Here is a 17,665-nt window from a genome sequence, read left to right on the forward strand (position 1 = left end):
TGTTAGCAAAGATAGTGATTTTTATTGAAATGGCAATAAAAAGAATGAAAATGTTACAAATAATTAACGGATAGGAGAACCAAACAGAGGCATGGGGCAAGGGTCATGGGTTCACTTCAAACCTGTCCCTGATGATTCCGACCTGATGATTCAAATCTCAAGGCGTTCATCACATAGTGCCGCCACTTTCTTTCTGTGGGTGATAAGTAGGATGGTGGTGGATGGACGGGCGGCGAAAAGGCGACTGAACAATTCTCGCTCCGTGTCCTCGTCGAGAGCCGAACTGATCTCGTCGAGCAAAAAGACGGCACCGGGTCGGAGAAGTCCGCGTGCTATGGCTATGCGTTGCGCCTGACCCTCACTCAATCCTCCGCCATGTTCCGACAATACCGTGTCGATACCTTGCGGCAAGTCGAAGACGAAGTCGGCACACGATGTGTGAAGTGCAGTATGCAGTTCCTCGTCGGATGCATCCGGTTTTGCCATCAGCAGGTTATTGCGTATCGTGCCACTTATCAGAGTGTTTCCCTGTGGCACAAACACCACATTCTTCCTCATGCTCTTGTCGGCAGCATGAGTGAATCCATTCCCGTAGAATGTCACCTCTCCACTGTCGGGTTGTATGAAATTGAGTATGAGTCGGAAGAGCGTTGTCTTTCCTGCACCTGTTGTTCCGAGTATTGCGGTCTTGGTGCCAGGACGGAAGTCATGCGAGAAATTACTCATCACCTCCCTGTCGCCCTTGGCATATCGGAATGTCACGTTGTCCATGCGTATGCCAAGCAATGTGCGGGTAGTGATGTCTTCGCCGGCGCATGGTTGTTTCTCCTCGCCATGTTCCATCTCCTTCAGCCGGTCGATACTGGCAGTGCTGTATATGATTGACGGAAATGCGCCGAGCAATGACAGGATAGGTTGTTGTATCTGTCCTACGAGTTGAAGGAAGGATGTCATCACTCCGAAGGTGATTGCCCCCGTGCGCAGTCCGTAGGCTCCCCACACAAAGGCGAGCATATATCCCAAGCCGAATGTGCAACCAAGTGCAAACCGGCTGAACACCATAAACCGTGAACGACGGATATAGTTGACAGTCTGCCTGTCCTGCAGTTCTTCCACCCTGTCCTGCATCCATCTCTCGCCCTGTAATGCCCTCAGCACAACATTCAATTCCACACTCTCCTGTATCCTCGCCATTATTCTGCTCTCATCCTCGCGTATCGAGAGAGTGATGCGTTTCAGTCGGTGGGAGATATACTTGCCGATGATTATTGCGAGTGGAGTGATGAGAATGAGCGCCCATGCCAGTCGGCTGTCAAACCATCTCATCAGGAGGAACGCTCCAACCAGCTGTATAGTCATCACCACCACCTGCGGCAGTTGCACAGCCAATGTCTCGCTCACTGCGTCTATGTCCTTGGCCATCCTCGAGGTGACGTCCCCCGAGTGTATATCATTGGCCTCAAACAATCGTCGGTTGAAGAGTTGCGAGAAGATAGCGAGACGCAGTTCCGCCACCTTCTTGATAAATGCCTTATTGGCAAGGTATTGGTTTAGTTGGCGTATGCTCACCCCCGCCACTACGGCAGCAGCTATCAGCAATGCCTGCACAGCCATCTCGCTCATGGTGCCCCTCATGGCTACGTCGTCGATGAGCTTCTTGCTCAGCCATACCACGCACAGTGCAAGCCCTGTCTGCAGCAGTCCTGCCATTATGCGCACAAGGATATTCAGTCTTATGCCGCGCGAGTTGTCTATAAACCACCTTGCATACTTCATCTATCCACCACTCCGGTCTTTATCCATTCTTCCAAGATGGCCTCTACGTCATGTCGTGCCACCTCTTGTTCCACGTCGTATTCCTTGCACAATGCCAGTGTCAAGGAGTCGATGTCCGAATCCTCGTCGAGCTGTTCCCAAAGGTATGCCGCAGTGTCGTTGAGACTTATCAACCTGCCGAAATCCACGGCTCCAAGTCCTTCGCCCACCAGCACTTTCTCTCCGCATACTTCGCGGAGCACCATACCGTCTTTCTTCTTCATATCTTCTAAATGTTTAATTTCAATATATATCGTCTTAAGGGCAATAGCGCCCACCATATTTCGGATGCCGTCTTGCGCCAACGGGTGTATAGATAATGACGCTTTTGATTACTGTCCACCACATGAGTGGCAATAGCCTTGACGTCGCCTATGGAGCAGTGTTCTCGTCCGACAAGATTTCCGTCGCCCATCAGCGTCACACTCTCGCCCTCAATTCTCTCTATGCGGTGGAGCACATATCTCCTGTTCTCCACCCATGCCAATGCCACGATGCCGCGCTTGAGCCCTGCAGGAGGAGCGAGTATGACACTCTCCTTGCCGCCGATGATAAACGGCAGCATGCTGCGCCCCGAAACAGGCAGAGTCACACTATATCCTTCGTTCATCAGTGCCACAGCCTCGTCAATTATCTTGTTGTCGTTCATATCGTTGAGCTTGTCATTTTCGCTGCCGCCTCGTCGGGCAGACAGTCCATGTGCCACATCCTTGCCGTTGCAGTCAGTGAGTTGAGCGCACGATGCAGTCCGTCGGCGATGTTCTTCTCCCACCTCTTTCCCGACACACTTGATGCCATGGTGGCGTATGCCTCGATGGGCGACATCCGTCGGATGGCGTTATGAGGTGCCTGACGTAGCCTCACTATTGCACCCAAGGGATAATGCTCGTTGACATAACACGGAGTCTTTCCGCTCCATGGCGATCCATACACCTCCGCTTCCCCGTCAGCCTCTATCCTCACCACGGGATTATCGTCGTTTAGCAGTCGGCTGCCTTCTATATATCTGAGCCACAAGCGGGTGTGAGTGCTCTTGCCCGTTCCGCTCGGTCCGAGGAACATATACGCCTTTCCCCCGCGACATACCACTGACGCATGAAACAGCAATGTGTCCATTTCCGCCGTGGCAAGGGCAAATGCAATCATCATCGCGTTGTCGATAGCCAACTTGGGCAGTTCTCCAGTATATACCGTCGCCCTGCGATAGTCGCTGCCACATTCCATCCAGCCGGCCATCTTCCCGTGCGAGCGGAACACAAACAACGGATTTCCTCCCGAATGTCCGCATGCTATCTCGTCGCCCTCTTCCTCCTGTCGCCATTCCTCTGTCCAAGTCTCGGGTAGGGGAGCATTCTCGCGTATCACGACACTTATCAGCGGCTCCGACGGAGTCACCTCAAACGGACGGCAGTTGTCGAGCCATGCGAAGATGTCGTCCCCGGCAGTCAATGCCATCACATGTCGTGCCACACTATAATATCTTGTTGTCATTCTTCGTGAACATATCTTAGTGATAAACTTCTGTACTTAATCCTCTTGGGTATTGTGCGTATGATATAGATCACAAACTTGACATTAATCCACAGACATTCCTGGAATGAGAATCCCATCAGCCTTATCGGTATCAGTATGCCACTGATTACGGTTTGCCAGTATCCCTTTCGGCGGTTTTCGTGATACCACCCAAAGTTTCCGCTCTTAAATGCCTCGTCGAGCATACATCTGCCACGCCTTTCATCCTTCGGGCATATCATCCTGTCGCTCTCCATTGAGAACAGTTCGCTCATCATCCACATCACCGCTCCTGCCGTTTTCCGCAGTCCGAACCTTGACAGTTGGGAGGCTACAAATCGCCTGTCTTCCTCAGATGAAATCTTCATCAGCATATAGTAATCCACGATATGCCTCAGTCCGATGCCTCCCGAGAGGAAATGCCTTTGTATATGCGCCATCTGCATGATCAGGGCGAATCTGCAGGTGGGCACGTCAAAGCCTTCGGGACAACTCTCCGACAGCAGGATTTCCTTTTCGAGAAACCGTTGCAGTCGGCGGTTGGTGATGGGGTTGTAATTACCCGACGACGGTCGGAAGTGCACCTCCACCGCGATACCGCTTGCGTTTTTATTCAGGTGCACATGATGATACGACACGGTGTCCTTTGTGTCCAGAACGCCCTCGTCGCCCAGCAGTTTCAAGACGCTGTCCCTGCCGCCTTCCACCCATATATCGATGTCTCCGGGTTGCCGTTCGTCGGGGTGAGGATACAGTCGTGCGTTGGCTTGTCCTTTCAGTATTGCCGTCTTCCGTCCTCTTTCGCCAAACCATCGCGTTAGCCTTGCAGCCTCTGCGTTCATCTTAGCGTTGAATCTGCGTATAGCTTCGGCTTTCAGGGTCCATTCCATCAGTAGCGGTTTGGGTATGCCAACGTCGCCACTCATCCGATTTACCACACAATATATCACCCCAGTGAGCGTTTGTTGGCATATCTGTATATAAACCTCCTTCCACTCCCTTTCCGAGAGTGTCATTGGCTCATAAGGTTCGCAGCCCACAGCCATTCTCATCAGCCGTATCAATGTCCACTTTGTGTCATTCATTTCTCATCTGCATATAATTGACTGCAAAAATACAACTTTTATATGAAATCAGCAGAATAAATCCACGGAAATTTTGCATATTGAGATTTATTTGTTACTTGCAGTAGGTACAAACGCCATCGGATATTTTGACCGATATAGGTGGCGCCCAACTCCATAGGGCGCCATGCGGAAATACTAAAAATTTAGTTTTTTAAAATATTCGACCACTCGACCACCACTATAACATAATGCGCTAGTGTCTGTGGCTTACAAGGTGACGGTCACTGTTGCCGAAGGGGCACTCAGTCCGCCCATAGGGTTGGCTGCGCGCACGCTGTAGATTCCAGCTTGCTTTGCAGTATAGGTGGGTTGTTCGGTGAAATCGATCACGTTGCCATCTTTACAGATTGCCCACAACCATGTGCCGTAACTCTTGCTCCATGTCAGTACACCGGCGTTGACGCGGATGTCAACAGGAATAGCAGCCTGTTTGGTATCATCGGTAGGTTGCCAGTCGCCAAACATACGGTTCATGTTGCTGTAGGTATCAGCTTCTTTTTCTGTCAGTGTGGGATTGTTTTCATGGCTATTGGCAAAGATGGTCTTGCGTCCAGCGGTTTCGATGGTCACTCCGTTGCAGTCTCTTGAGTTCCATTCTGCAAAGCGTGCAGGCCATCCGTCATGCATCTCGTTCCATCCCAGGGTGGTAGGTTTCACATTCATTCGTGTATCGATAAACACGGCAACAGGTGTTGCCTTGCCCCATGGGCGCCCCAAGGTGTAGGTGCCATCGACGTCGTTGCCTGATGCGCTGATGGTGCAGTTTTTGAACACCCAACCTACGTTTCTCGGTTTTGACGGTACTGCAGTATATCCACCGGCAATCTGTAGCAGTTCCAACTGGTTGAAATAGGCATCTCCTTTACCGCAGAGATAGTCGGTACGTCCACGCACCTGACCGCCCTCAAAGTAGTAGAGTCCCTGTTCGTTGCTACTGGTCCATGTGTCTTGGTAGCCATAGAGCAGGGTGTTCTTATAGATGGTGTTGGTGGCACAGTCATAGACAGCGAGGTTGCGTCCGAGTCTGTCGTCGATGCCACTCTTGATGGTGATGTCTTGGAAATAGGTGCCAACGGCAGCTTCGGTCAGTTGGAAAACAGGACTATAGCGTATGGTTTCGTATTTGTGGGCTGTGCCAAACGGACCTTTGAAGAGCATGCTCGAATCGTTGGAGATGTCTTGTGTGATGATGGTGGCGTCGCGGTCTTCACCAATCAGCGAGAGGTTGGCAGCGGTGATATAGGTGATAGGGTCGGGCAGATCGCCTTCCCACAATACGGTAGTGCGGTCTTTTCCCGTATGCTTATAGTGCTTCATTGCTCCTGTCGGCATTTTGTAAGTGCCTTTTTTTACCAAGATGCGGTAACGCGTCTGTTGGTCTTTGCGGCTGTTGGCAACAGCAATAGCATGGCAGAGTTCGGCAGTTGTTGACACCACAGCATCATAGGCATGTTTGGTTTCTGTAGGAATCGTGATGTGTTTAGCCAAAATACCCTGCTCTTTCAGCAGTTGTGCGCAGAGTTGTGCAGCAGCCATAGCACCTTTTTTGTTATAGTGCGTCTTGTCGGTGGTAGTACCTTTGTCGAAGAGTGCCGCGTAGCATGCGTCAAAACTGCCGTATTGCTCGTAGAGGTTTTTGGTGGCTGTGGTCATATCCACAAAACTGATATGTTCCTCTTTAGCCAACTGTCTCATGTGGTAGGGATAGTCCATATCATGGTTGTCGCTATCAATGTGTTGCTGGGTCATGATAGTATCTTGGTGCAAAGCATCAAACTTATCGCCCAAATCGTGTTGTCCGGCACGTGTTATCTTGTGGTCAGCACCGAAATAACATCTGCATACGGGTGAGATAAGCACAGGAGTTGCACCTTTTGCCTTTACCTCTCTGATGATTTTTCTCAACCATTCTTTATAGGTGGAGTGGGGGATGGTGCCTCGTTTGTCCTTTCTTACAGTAGCCAACTGTGCATCGTTTCCCTGTGCAGCATAGAAGGTCTGAAGTTCTTGGTTGTCCATGCCGTTGAACTTCTCATCGTTGTGTCCAAACTGTATGAGCACATAGTCGCCAGAGCCCACGCTATCCTTGGCATTCTGCCATAACTCGTTATATCCGGCACGCGAGTCTCTTCCGCCTTTTGCATAGTTGAGGCTCACCCATCCATGGGTAAGGAAATTGCCGAAATACATACCCCATCCACGCATTTTTGTCGTGTTGACGTCGTAGGGGGCCATAGTGGAGTCGCCCAGTGTGAATACTTTCTTGGCAGCCTGAATGTTGCATCCCAAGAGGATGGCGATGATGCAGACTGCCACCCTTGTCAGTTGTTGTTTCATGTTGTTGATTTGTCTTTTTACTGAACTTTCGCATGTGGGGAAGTTAAGGGAAGTTAGGGAAGTTAGAGAGAAGTTAAGGGACAAATGTCCTACGTCTTACGGCAAAAGGCTATTGTCTCTTAACTTCCCGAACGACCGTAGGGAGTGATAACTTCCATTTTATGGCACCTTTTCTCGCCATGACAGAATTAAAGCGAGCTTTATTCTGCTCATTTGGCTTAACGAAAACGTTCTTTAACTTCAATCAATTCCATCAGTTGCGAAACTTGAATCTTTTTAGTATTTTTTCTATTGCAAAGGTACGATAAAGTGAGCAGAATACAAAAAGAAAATTATTTTTTTTCTTTCTGTATTCTTAATACTCCACTCTTACGTTGTCCACCCAAAGGGTGTTGTCCACCGAACCGATATAGGCACCACCGTGGCTGGAGTCAAACTGCAGAATCATGTGGGTAGGTACTTCGTTGGCAGTAGCCCATCCTATTTCCTTCACAGGCATCATCTTGCCTTTTGAGTTTTTCGCCCATTTTATGTCATTTCCTGTTAATAGTCCCATATAGGGTTTGTAGAAATGCTGTCGGGTGATGTCACCGTAGTGGATGGGAAAAGATGCATTCTCCACCCATCCGTTGGTAGTTTTGGCAAAGCGCACCACCATAGTGCCTACACGTTTAGCCCAGATGTTGCCTTTGGCATCCTCCCATCGCTTTTGTAGCAAACAGACGCAGTCTGCCATGTCGATGCCTGCCACGGTTTTCACTTTGCTGAATCCCGTTTCCTTGATGCGGTTGGGGTGTCCCGATAGTTGCACCCGATAGTCGAACACCAGTGCTTTGGGTTTTCCGGTGAATTTCATACCCGCATCGAGTTTTGCCATAGGGTTTGATGTCGAAGTTATGGGTTCGAGGGTTTCGCCGAGGAAGATGCTTCCAGCAGCTAATACTTTGATGTTGACTATGCCCAACACCTTACACGTCTCGATGTGTGTCACCAGTTTGGCACAAAAGCCATGTCCCGGATGACTGTCTCTATAGACCGATACATTGGTTTTGGTAATGCCCGACACCTTCGCCATCACGTTTGACGTACCCCAAGGCGAACCGCCCCAGTTGGTGTATGGTGCATTCTGTTTCCACGTTTTGGCAGGCGCTATCTCGTAGAGGGTTTTGGTGTTTCCACCAATGATAGCACTCTCTTTCACATGGCGTGTCACCCATTGGTTCATATCACCATATTTAATAGGTTGAATGTTCTGGCCGTTAGCATCTGTCGTAGCGGTCAAAGTCAGCGCCAATATGGCGCCCGCTTTTATGAGTATGGCCTTTGTCATTTTATGATGTGTTTAAGTTTCAAGAGTCTTATATCCGTTTCCTGCATACATTCCTCGTAGGTTCTTGGCGTGTTGTGGTCGTCGAGGAAGAAGCGTTTCTGTTGGGGCATAAACCGCCGGCTTGCCAGCGACAGCGTATCGTTGCGGTAGGTTGTTGCCACGTGGCCCAAGGTCAGCAGCGTGTGAAACACACAGTTGCTGGATGCTGGCAACTGGCTGTTGCGATGCAGCGCATCAGCCTCGTTGGGAAACTGTTTGGTGTAAACCTCAGAAGTCCATATCACCATTGGCACATGCAGTTGGTAGAATGACGGATAGGGTGAGGCATGGAGGAATAGTTTGCGGCTATCGTCGAAGATGTCTTCTCCGTGGTCTGAGGTAAAGAGCATGGCAGTAGCGCCTCCTCGCTGTTGAGCCAATCTGATGATACGGTGTAATAGCCAGTCGGTGAAACGTATGGAATTGTCGTAGGCGTTTACCATCATCTGTCGGTATTGTGGTTTTGCTCCATTGTAAGAATCGGGCAGAAAGTGTGCCATCAACTTCGGATAGCGGTCGGTATAGTCGAAGTGTGAACCATAAGTATGTACCACGACAAAGAGTTTGTGATAGTCTTTCGCCAGTTGTTTTCGGAGTGGAGTCAGCACATCGCTATCTGTTGTCATGGCTTTACTGCCTCCATTGGCTGTATCGTGCAGGAAGATGCAGTCATCAGCCTGTTCGCCGAGGAAGTCAATAAACGAGTGGTTGCGCTGTTGGTTGGAGATGTATGCGGTGTGCCATCCTGCTTCTCGGAAAGCCTGCATGATGCCTTTGGTACGAAACAGGATATTGAAATCCTCTGCCGATGCCAACGACAGCAGTATCGGCACACTCTTATGGGTCGTGTTGCTTTGACTCATATAGTTGGAAAACACCGTCAGTCCTTGCTGTTTTGTCAGCAATGGGTTGGTGGGGCGGTGGTAGCCATAGAGTTGCCAGTTGTCGGATCTGCTTGTTTCACCCACCACACAGACAATCGTTTGGCGTGTAGTATCTGTCGGGTCTATCGTACTCTTGGCATTGAAAGTGAAATGGTCAGAAGTCTTATGGTATTCTGCCGATGCCTTCTCTCGACCGAATGCTAAGGTGCAATTGTAGCAGGCATTCAGTGGGAAAATGCTGTTGGTAGGTATAAAGTCTGTGGAGATTGTCACCGTTGTGGTCAGTAGAATAGCCGCCACAGCCATGATGAATCCACTCTTTCTCCAGTGTTTCACGAATGTATGGTCTAAATCCCTTTTCTTCGTCCATAGCGTGATGGCGAGGATGATAGTAGGTACATAGATGATGACCACCCAACCGATGGCAGGCAAAAGTTGTGAGAGAAGTTCGCCCACCTCGTCTCCATTGGTAGTGACGAGGTTGAGCCACATATCCACAGCAATAGGACCACGACCATAAAGATAGGTCAGTACCAGTTGGAAGGCACCCAGGAATAGGATGGGAAAGAGGAGTATGACCGTGCGACCTATACGTCGTCCCACGGTTAGTGCCAGTATATAGAAGGCTATTGGTGCGATGATATTCACCATGTTGCCCCACAGTCCAAGTCCTTCGGTATAGATCTGTATGATGTTGGGTAGGATGAGTACTGTGAGGAAGAAGTAAAACAGTTTGTTGATAGTCTTTTGTTTCATCATCAGAATGCCTCGTTGATATTGAATATGAATCCTGTGCCGTTACGACTGAAGCCATAGTCCAGTCGCACGTTGACTCCCTTCTTGAACTGCCAGCGGTAGCCTATACCTGCATTGGGTAAGATGCGGTTCAGGCGCATCTCACTGTAACGAGGGAATACCTCTGCGGCACCCAACCATACGACGATGCCGTTGCGATGCCATACATGTTGTCGCAGTTCTATCTGTGCGTCTATCACGTTTTTGTCGCGATAGCGTCCTTCGTAGTAGCCACGCATTCTTCTGCCTGATCCTACTTCAGAGAGCGATGACCAAGGCACCTCACCTGTTGTCTGTCGGGTGTGTATTTCTGCTGCTATGATGGCGCCACGCCATGCTTTGCGGTAGGTGGCAAGTTGCAGTTCTGCCGAATAGTAGGTGTGCTTATTGCCCAACATAGTGGGCGATGTCATGAGGTCGAGTTGTAAGAACCAACCTTTGGAGGCGTTGAGGATAAAGTCTCGAGAGTCTAAAGTATAGCTCAATCCCACACCGATGTCGTTGACCGTCTTGGGTTGACCTTCAAGCAGTTGTGGTGCGCGGTCTTTCAGTTTATAGGCATGCACCATTTGGTAGCGCACGATAGGACCTACATACGAATATCGGTTCAGGCGTGCCAACAGTCGTGTCATCACTTCCAGTTTGTCGTGACTGTATTTGCTTTTGTTGTCATCGTTGTCGCTCTGTGGATAACTCAATCCCCAGAGATACGACGGGAAGGTATAGGCATATAAGGTATAGTCCAGTCGGAAGTGGCGTTTGGGGAAGAAGTGGTTGCCGGAAAGTCCCACCATCATAAAGGCTTTGGTAGTGATGTCGCCGTAGAGTGAAGCGTTGGACCGTTCCAACAGTGAGTCGCTGCGGTCGGCGCTATAGGTGGCAGAAGCTACAATGCCAAGTCCCAGTCCTGTCTCGTTATTGTAGTGTGGTCCGCCGATGATGCCGAAGTCAATCTTCTTGTTAGGGTCTGGTTTGTCGCTCTCTGCCAGATATTGCATCAGTTTGCCCACCAGTCCTTTCTTCCGTATTGTGTTGCTGTCGTTTTGTAGGACGGTGGCAGCGTCAGTATCTGTGTTTTGTGCTGTCGTTTGCATTGTAGTCATCGCCATGCAGAGCGTCAACAGGAAAACAAATAGCTGTTGGAAACTATGTCTTTTTGTTCTTTTCATCAGTATGTCTTATATCATTTTGCCGTATTGCAGATCCTTTGTGCAATCGGCAGAAAGCTGACTGCAAATATAGCGTTTTCTTTTCATATCTGTCACAATCCTCTGCTTTTCTTTTCTAAAAACATCCTTTTAGAACAAGAATAGCGTAAAGTCGAATGATGTTTCGCCATTACGCGTACCAAACTCTAATGACCGATTAGGATTAGACAAATAGTGGCAGACCCTGTTGGCCTGCCACTATAATAGTATGATGATGAAGGATTGTGGTTACCATGCAGAACCCACAGAGATGTTGCAAATATAGTGTATATATTTGATAAACAACCATAAAGTCATGATAAATTCTATAGATGGCCCAATATTAATATGTGCTGATATAGAAATGATGTTGTTATTGACATATTCCTGTGATATTTGCTTTCTTGCCATTTGTTGGGGCTTTGATGCTATTAGAATTTTCCCCGTGACGTGATTTTATCAAGTTAATGTTTATCAAAATATGATGAACTCTCGTTTTTTTTAGTTATCTTTGCAACAAAATATAATTCTTAATATGGCGGAATATTCAATAAATTGAACAAGAATTTCTTTGCCGAACATAACAAAACGAATCGTTGTTAAGCTTAACAAATGGGCAAATCTGAGATTATAACAAGTAGATGGAAGCATAATAAATCACTACCATCTTTAGAGCAACTTTTATAAGTTGCCTTGCTTTTATCATAAGCCTTATAGACTTAATAAATGATATAAAACAGCTGGACAGAAAATGTTTAGGTATATAGAGAATAAAGACCGAACTTTCCTTTTGGGAGCATACCGAGGTGAAAAATCTCAGTTAGACTGGATATTGGGAGAAAAGACTCAACGATATGAGAAACTATACAATATTCGTTTCAACAAGGATTTGTTTTCTCAAAGAAATGGTGGAACTCTTTCGAAAGTTCTGCCTGATTTTGTTTTAATATACAACACTCAAAACCCACAAGAGGGATATCATCTGTTTCCTTGTGTAAATTCTTCTATTAAGGAACAAGTGGAAATGGAACAGTTGCATTATCCCACTCCTAATGGCTCATATTTAGTCTTTTCCTTGGGAGACGAATTGCTTGCAGAACCTTTGGATATTAACAAACTTCTAAAGAATACTTTTCCCAAAGGTGACAAAGAAATAACTTTTGTTCCTAAATTGCTCTCAGGAAAAGATATTTCAGCTGTAGTAGATGAGTCTCTAAAACAGCCCAAAATTGTAGTTTGCAACCAGCACAATGTTTTGCGCTTTATTGATTTGTTTGCTGGCATAGGTGGTATTCGCTGTGGACTTGAATTGGCTGCAAAAGAAAAAGGACTAAAACCTGTTTGTGTCTTTACATCGGAAATCAAGCCCTACGCTGTAAAGGTTTTGCAAGAAAATCATCCAGGAGAAACAATTACAGGCGACATTACAAAGGTTGATACAAAGAATATTCCAGACTTTGATATTCTTTGTGCAGGTTTTCCATGTCAAGCCTTTAGTTCCGCAGGAAAGAGACAAGGTTTTGCAGATACACGAGGGACAATGTTCTTTGAAGTGGAACGCATATTAAAAGATAAACGACCGAAAGGCTTTATACTTGAAAATGTAGAAGGACTTGTGAATCATGATGGAGGTAAAACTTTGCAAGTAATAGTTAATAGCTTGGCAGCATTGGACTATAAGTTTGATTTCCGAGTTCTTAACTCAAAATATTTTGGAGTTCCACAAGAACGCAAAAGAATATATATTGTTGGTAGCATCAATGCAGTGCCAAATCTTGATAAATTTCCATTAAAGGAAAGTAAGTTAGGCGATATACTTGAAACAGGACTACCAACTGCAGATACTCCTTTTACAAGAACATTGCTTAAACACTTTACAATAGAACAGTTATATGGTAAATCAATAAAGGACAAAAGAGGTGGAAGTTCCAATATTCACAGCTGGGATTTGGAAATAAAAGGTTCGGTCTCGCCAGAGCAAAAACGACTTCTTGATACCATATTAACAGAACGCCGTAAAAAGAAATGGGCAGATATTATTGGTATTGACTGGATGGATGGAATGCCGTTGACGTTGGAGCAGATCCAGACTTTCTATAATTCTCCGAATCTTGAAGAAATGCTGGAATATCTAACACAAAAAGGATACTTGAAATTTGAGCATCCTAAAAAACTTATTCGTGAAACAAATGTGAATGGCGTTACAACGACTCATCGTGAATATGATATGGCTAAGCCAAAAGGCTATAATATTGTAGCAGGAAAATTGAGCTTTGAAATAAACAAGGTAATGTCACCAGCCGAAATCGCCCCAACACTTGTTGCTATGGATATGCAGAAACTTTATGTTGGAGATAATGGTGGATTGAGACGATTATCGCTCAGAGAAGGATTGCGACTTTGTGGATATCCAGATAATATAAAATTCAACGTAAGTGAGAAAGATGGCTTTGACTTATTGGGAAATACTGTTGTAGTACCAGTTATTAAGGCTGTTGCTGAACGATTATTGGAAACACTAAAATTATAATAAAATGGACGCATCAGAAAAACTATATAAAGCACTTGTTGAGGACTTTGGAATGGAGGGTGCAACAGGTTCTGTGAGATTCAACCTTCGTGATTTCGGAATAATGGTTGAACAAAACAATATTGTTGGTAATATTATTGAAGAATGGCTCGATAAATGGATGACAAGCAAAGGTATAGTGCATATTCACAATCATAAGCAAGCGTCCCCCGACTTTTGGCTGAATCCAGATGATTTGGAATCAGATTGGTTGGAGATAAAGTCTTTCACAGGAAGTCCAAACTTTGATATTGCTGCATTTCGTAGTTTTATCAACCTTGTGATTGAGAAGCCTTGGAAACTCCATTCTAAACATTTGCTCATTAAATATAAGATGGAGAATGGGGTGGTGGAAATAGAGCAAATTTGGTTGAAAAACCTTTGGGAAATATGTAGCTCAAGCGGGACATGGCCTATCAAAGTGCAGTACAAAAATAAGGTGATTGTAAATATCCGACCTGCCACTTGGTATTCAGAACGTACAGACTTTAAGCCATTCGAAAGTCTTGAAGATTTTTTAGCGGCAATGGAAGAGACTATCTATCAGTATCCAGATACAAGAGTAACAATAGCCTTACATTGGAAAGATAGGCTTATAGAGAGTTACGAAAGACACTACGGCAAGCGTCTCTCAATTCCAAGATGGAACGATATTGTAGATAAATATTAAATACAAAGATAACTCTGTTTCCTTGGTGCTTTAGTCTTCAAAGAGTGCAATACTCTTGAATCCGTTTTGCTTCATCTTTTGGATGTATTTTAGATTCTTGCCCATTAACTTATTGACAGCATTACCGCACTGACTCGTATAACTCCGAGGCTTCCTCCCATAATGCTTCATCCTTGCAAGTGGTAAACTGAGCAAGCGATTGCTTGATGCCCTCACGCAACTCTTCGAGATGGGTAGGGGATAGTTCCTGTGCAGCTTTGGATGATACAATGTAATGGGCTAACGACTCCAACAACTCGAAAGATGTGGAGTAACTGCCGGCATCGTATGCCTGCTTGGCAATGCGGAGGGTCTCACAGTGGGAAATGTATTGTTCTGACATAGTCTTTAGTTGTTGAATGTTACAGACATCAAAGGTAGTCATTCTCCTTTAATCTACCAATGATACTTTCGTAAACTTAAGAAAAATTAGGAAACAACGCAAGAGGGTAAATGCAAGCGTAATATCGGCTAAAGAAAAAAAACTGGCTTCCGATGGAGTAATCGGAAACCAGAAACAGAGAGATTCGGTATGTGAGATTCCCTCCTATTTATTATCAGGATGATGGGTAGTGATGAGCGGTTAGCCTTGCTCAGCCATAAATGCCATCACCTTTTTAACCTTTTCTACATCTGTGGCACGTCCTGTGCGCAGTGAACCATGAATCTCTGTAGCTCCTGTGGCTTGCAGGATGATGGGTGCACTCACTTCTGTAACACCTGAACCACATAGAATGTTGAACGGATGACCATATTTCACAGACAGTTCTTTGGCTTTCTCTACGAGTTGACGGAGTAGGGGAATACCTTCTTCCGCTGTGGGCTGCTGACCCGATGTGAGCATACGAACGCATCCCATGGCAGCAATCTGTTCGATAGCCTCCATCGGGTTACGGCATCTGTCGAAAGCACGATGGAAGGTCACTTCGCAAGAGAAGGTGCCGTCTGGTTGGCGCACCATGTCCATCCATTTGCGACAAGCCTCCAAGTCGATGTCGCCCTCTTTGGTGAGTGCTCCAATCACTATACCGTCAGCTTTTTCGTCGATGATAGCCATGCGTATGTCTTCTGCCATCTGTTCCACTTCGTCATCGGTATAGACGAAATCACCGCCACGTGAACGAATCAATACCTGCACACTCAAACCGCCTTCATGACAGCATTTTACCGCCTGACGGGTCAGTTCGCGATCGGGAGTCAGTCCGCCTACTTCCAAATTGCGACACAGTTCTATACGATTGCCACCGCCAAGGACAGCAGCCTCTACGCTCTCGATGTTTTCACAGCAAAGTTCTAATATCATATTTTTATTGAATGAATAGTGAATGCTCATGAATAGACCCCAGCGTTATTGTGCACTCTGATGGGAAGTGGCATTTGAGTTGATTTCGCTGTCGTCGAGTTGTAAGTCGCCCTTCACACTGTGTTGACTGGTGCGGAAGAGTACGTTCACCTTCTTGGTCTCTCCTGCCTTCAACGAGAACATGGTGCTATGGGTAAGCACATCGCCGCCTTTCAGTCGAGTGCCCGTGGTGAGTAGATAGTCGCCTTCAGGCAACATCAATCCTTCGCGGAATTTGCCTGTTACGGTTGGGTCATCGTCTGCATAGTCGAGTGGTGTGGGTCGTCCGTTGACCATTTTCGAAATGGTGTAGCCATGGTAGTACATGATGTCTTTCGGCACATCCAGTTGTAGTGTGCCCATTGCAACCTGTTCCACTTTCTCTTCTTTGTTAGCAAGTCTGAGCCATCCGCTTGTTGCTGTAGCGTTGTTGTCAGCCACCATTGCTTTGCCCAGTGGGTCGAGTTCCGCTTTCATGCCCAATGCCCGTGCGCCTGCAACGGTAAAGAGTTCGCGGCTTCGGTCGTTGCATCGTCTGCTGTTATAGATACCCACCACTGAGGTATAGAGCTGTTTTGGATTTTTGCTGTTATCTACAGCAATGTTTTGTTCCACCCAGTTGATCCATTCCTTAGCGGTCATCTTCGGCAGTTGTTTTTGCAGGAAAGCCACAAAGGGACGGAGGTGTTCGGTAGAGATGCGCACACCGCCACATTTTAGAGCCTCTTCGTTCATGAGGCAGGCATCGTGTAACACATCAATCGTCACGTCGCTTAGATCTTTCTCGTTGAGGCCTTTCAGCACGAGAGCCGTATGGGGGTGGTTCTCCTTGATGAATCGTTCTATTACCTTCCAGTTGCTACGCGCTTTGCGAAGCGTCTCGTCTTGTCCTTTGTAGAAAGTATGTTGCTGATAGGCAGCGCGTATGCTGTCTTCGCGCATCAGTCGTCTTCCATTTGCGCTTACTGTATCTACAATGCTGCGGTCAGGTTCTTGAAGTACAGTTGTCGGCACATGCCAGTCGTATTGCTCAGTCCATTCGCATCCTGTTTTGCGATTGGGGGTAATGGTCATGGTTGTGGTGTAGGCATCAGCCTTCATAGCTCCGTATCTATTGCCAGCGCTCACCCATACCTGCAGATCGCCGTATCCGGTTTGAAACGCAGCGCATCCTTCTACATCTGTTTTTGCAGTATGCAAGGGATAAAACTCCGAATAGTTGTAGAGCCTGAAATCTACGGTGGCATTCTTGATGGGCGTTCCGTTCTCGTCCACCACTTTCACGTTGAGAGTCTTGACTGGAGCGTATGTTGTGGTGGTAGAGATGCTGTTGCCTTCATAGTCGAATGCCCTTACCAGCATGGCCCGACTTGCAGCCCAGTTGAACCATCCTTTGTCGAGCGTGGCTTCAGGTTCGCATGCTCCCAAGAATCGCCATTTACCGTCAATCCACACCTCAACCCATGCATGGTTGTCGTCGGTGTGTGCCCATCGTGGGCAATATACTTGTCGTGCAGGGATGCCCACGCTACGCATGGCAGACACAGTGAAGGTGCTCTCTTCGCCACAGCGCCCTATGCTGTTGCGCATGGTAGCCAGTGGTGCAGCGGTTCTGCCGTCGCTTGGTCGGTAGCTTACTTTCTCGTGACACCAGTGGTTGACTTCGAGTGCCGCCTCCTCCATAGTCATTCCTTTCAGTCGTGGCATCAGTTCTTTATAAATAGTGGCACGTGCTTCATCGAGTGCTTCGTTGTTGACACGCACGGGCAGTACGAAGTTTTGAAATTCCCATAGGGGTACGGTGTGTCCCCAGGGCATGGTTTTTCTGGCTTTCAGTGCGAGTCGCACTTGGTTGCGCCAATAAGATTTGGGGTAATCCACGCTGTCGGGTGTGGGCATGTGCCGATAGAGGAAGTCAAGGCATTCGTTTTCAGTTTGTGCCATTGCGTTAGTTCCCAATGTCATCAGTGCCACTGTAGTAATCAGTAGGTGTTTCATCGTTTTCGTTGTGAAGTGATA

Annotated in this window: 14 protein-coding genes; 2 read left to right on the forward strand and 12 right to left on the reverse strand. The window is 47.0% G+C overall.

The genetic code is table 11. The annotated features are described in order from the left end of the window. Positions 1 to 150: 150 nt before the first annotated feature. From CIK93_RS05790 to CIK93_RS05830, 9 genes are all read right to left on the reverse strand, one after another. Positions 151 to 1,776, reverse strand: a complete 1,626-nt coding sequence (locus CIK93_RS05790) for an ABC transporter ATP-binding protein (RefSeq protein WP_094446837.1) — start codon at positions 1,774 to 1,776, stop codon at positions 151 to 153. After that, on the reverse strand, positions 1,773 to 2,039 hold the full coding sequence (locus CIK93_RS05795; RefSeq protein ID WP_094446838.1) for a PqqD family protein: 267 nt from the start codon (positions 2,037 to 2,039) through the stop codon (positions 1,773 to 1,775). The genes CIK93_RS05790 and CIK93_RS05795 overlap by 4 nt, the downstream gene beginning before the upstream one ends. A gap of 5 nt (positions 2,040 to 2,044) precedes the next feature. Continuing rightward, complete coding sequence (locus CIK93_RS05800; RefSeq protein ID WP_254046748.1) at positions 2,045 to 2,521, reverse strand: S24/S26 family peptidase; 477 nt, start codon at positions 2,519 to 2,521, stop codon at positions 2,045 to 2,047. Then, positions 2,461 to 3,306 carry a hypothetical protein gene (locus CIK93_RS05805; protein WP_094446840.1) on the reverse strand — a complete coding sequence of 282 codons (846 nt, stop codon included), beginning with the start codon at positions 3,304 to 3,306 and terminating at the stop codon, positions 2,461 to 2,463. Before CIK93_RS05805 ends, CIK93_RS05800 begins: the two co-directional genes overlap by 61 nt. Continuing rightward, positions 3,303 to 4,412 (reverse strand): nucleotidyltransferase family protein, encoded by a 1,110-nt coding sequence (locus tag CIK93_RS05810; RefSeq protein WP_094446841.1) that lies wholly within the window; start codon positions 4,410 to 4,412, stop codon positions 3,303 to 3,305. The genes CIK93_RS05805 and CIK93_RS05810 overlap by 4 nt, the downstream gene beginning before the upstream one ends. A 249-nt stretch (positions 4,413 to 4,661) precedes the next feature. Then, on the reverse strand, positions 4,662 to 6,791 hold the full coding sequence (locus tag CIK93_RS05815; RefSeq protein WP_094446842.1) for a pectinesterase family protein: 2,130 nt from the start codon (positions 6,789 to 6,791) through the stop codon (positions 4,662 to 4,664). Positions 6,792 to 7,146: 355 nt separating this feature from the next. Next, on the reverse strand, positions 7,147 to 8,121 hold the full coding sequence (locus CIK93_RS05820) for a PCMD domain-containing protein (RefSeq protein WP_094446843.1): 975 nt from the start codon (positions 8,119 to 8,121) through the stop codon (positions 7,147 to 7,149). Beyond that, positions 8,118 to 9,803: a phosphoethanolamine transferase gene (locus tag CIK93_RS05825; protein ID WP_094390598.1), complete on the reverse strand. Its 1,686-nt coding sequence runs from the start codon at positions 9,801 to 9,803 to the stop codon at positions 8,118 to 8,120. The genes CIK93_RS05820 and CIK93_RS05825 overlap by 4 nt, the downstream gene beginning before the upstream one ends. Beyond that, positions 9,803 to 11,008 (reverse strand): BamA/TamA family outer membrane protein, encoded by a 1,206-nt coding sequence (locus CIK93_RS05830; protein WP_094446844.1) that lies wholly within the window; start codon positions 11,006 to 11,008, stop codon positions 9,803 to 9,805. The genes CIK93_RS05825 and CIK93_RS05830 overlap by 1 nt, the downstream gene beginning before the upstream one ends. Before the next feature lie 769 nt (positions 11,009 to 11,777). Between CIK93_RS05830 and dcm the strand changes: the two genes are divergently transcribed. Further along, on the forward strand, positions 11,778 to 13,556 hold the full coding sequence (gene dcm, locus CIK93_RS05835) for a DNA (cytosine-5-)-methyltransferase (RefSeq protein WP_254046749.1): 1,779 nt from the start codon (positions 11,778 to 11,780) through the stop codon (positions 13,554 to 13,556). 4 nt (positions 13,557 to 13,560) lie between these two features. Next, a complete protein-coding gene (locus CIK93_RS05840) occupies positions 13,561 to 14,265 on the forward strand; it encodes an NgoBV family restriction endonuclease (RefSeq protein WP_094446845.1) in 705 nt (234 codons plus the stop codon). Positions 14,266 to 14,386: 121 nt separating this feature from the next. Here CIK93_RS05840 and CIK93_RS05845 read toward each other — a convergent pair whose 3' ends face one another. The 3 genes from CIK93_RS05845 to CIK93_RS05855 form a co-directional block, all read right to left on the reverse strand. Then, complete coding sequence (locus CIK93_RS05845; RefSeq protein WP_094449204.1) at positions 14,387 to 14,647, reverse strand: hypothetical protein; 261 nt, start codon at positions 14,645 to 14,647, stop codon at positions 14,387 to 14,389. Positions 14,648 to 14,887: 240 nt separating this feature from the next. Further along, positions 14,888 to 15,607: a copper homeostasis protein CutC gene (locus CIK93_RS05850; protein ID WP_158214984.1), complete on the reverse strand. Its 720-nt coding sequence runs from the start codon at positions 15,605 to 15,607 to the stop codon at positions 14,888 to 14,890. A gap of 45 nt (positions 15,608 to 15,652) precedes the next feature. Next, positions 15,653 to 17,644: a transglutaminase family protein gene (locus CIK93_RS05855; protein ID WP_094446847.1), complete on the reverse strand. Its 1,992-nt coding sequence runs from the start codon at positions 17,642 to 17,644 to the stop codon at positions 15,653 to 15,655. Between the last annotated feature and the right edge of the window lie 21 nt (positions 17,645 to 17,665).

Source organism: Prevotella sp. P3-92 (genome assembly GCF_002251205.1).
Taxonomy (GTDB): domain Bacteria; phylum Bacteroidota; class Bacteroidia; order Bacteroidales; family Bacteroidaceae; genus Prevotella.

Excerpts from the sequence above, each read along its gene's own strand:
- CIK93_RS05805 (WP_094446840.1), bottom strand. The coding sequence starts at position 3,306 with ATGACAACAAGATATTATAGTGTGGCACGACATGTGATGGCATTGACT.
- CIK93_RS05820 (WP_094446843.1), bottom strand. The coding sequence starts at position 8,121 with ATGACAAAGGCCATACTCATAAAAGCGGGCGCCATATTGGCGCTGACT.
- CIK93_RS05850 (WP_158214984.1), bottom strand. The coding sequence starts at position 15,607 with ATGATATTAGAACTTTGCTGTGAAAACATCGAGAGCGTAGAGGCTGCT.
- CIK93_RS05790 (WP_094446837.1), bottom strand. The coding sequence starts at position 1,776 with ATGAAGTATGCAAGGTGGTTTATAGACAACTCGCGCGGCATAAGACTG.
- CIK93_RS05840 (WP_094446845.1), top strand. The coding sequence starts at position 13,561 with ATGGACGCATCAGAAAAACTATATAAAGCACTTGTTGAGGACTTTGGA.
- CIK93_RS05845 (WP_094449204.1), bottom strand. The coding sequence starts at position 14,647 with ATGTCAGAACAATACATTTCCCACTGTGAGACCCTCCGCATTGCCAAG.
- CIK93_RS05810 (WP_094446841.1), bottom strand. The coding sequence starts at position 4,412 with ATGAATGACACAAAGTGGACATTGATACGGCTGATGAGAATGGCTGTG.
- CIK93_RS05815 (WP_094446842.1), bottom strand. The coding sequence starts at position 6,791 with ATGAAACAACAACTGACAAGGGTGGCAGTCTGCATCATCGCCATCCTC.
- CIK93_RS05825 (WP_094390598.1), bottom strand. The coding sequence starts at position 9,803 with ATGATGAAACAAAAGACTATCAACAAACTGTTTTACTTCTTCCTCACA.
- CIK93_RS05830 (WP_094446844.1), bottom strand. The coding sequence starts at position 11,008 with ATGAAAAGAACAAAAAGACATAGTTTCCAACAGCTATTTGTTTTCCTG.
- CIK93_RS05855 (WP_094446847.1), bottom strand. The coding sequence starts at position 17,644 with ATGAAACACCTACTGATTACTACAGTGGCACTGATGACATTGGGAACT.
- CIK93_RS05795 (WP_094446838.1), bottom strand. The coding sequence starts at position 2,039 with ATGAAGAAGAAAGACGGTATGGTGCTCCGCGAAGTATGCGGAGAGAAA.
- dcm (WP_254046749.1), top strand. The coding sequence starts at position 11,778 with ATGTTTAGGTATATAGAGAATAAAGACCGAACTTTCCTTTTGGGAGCA.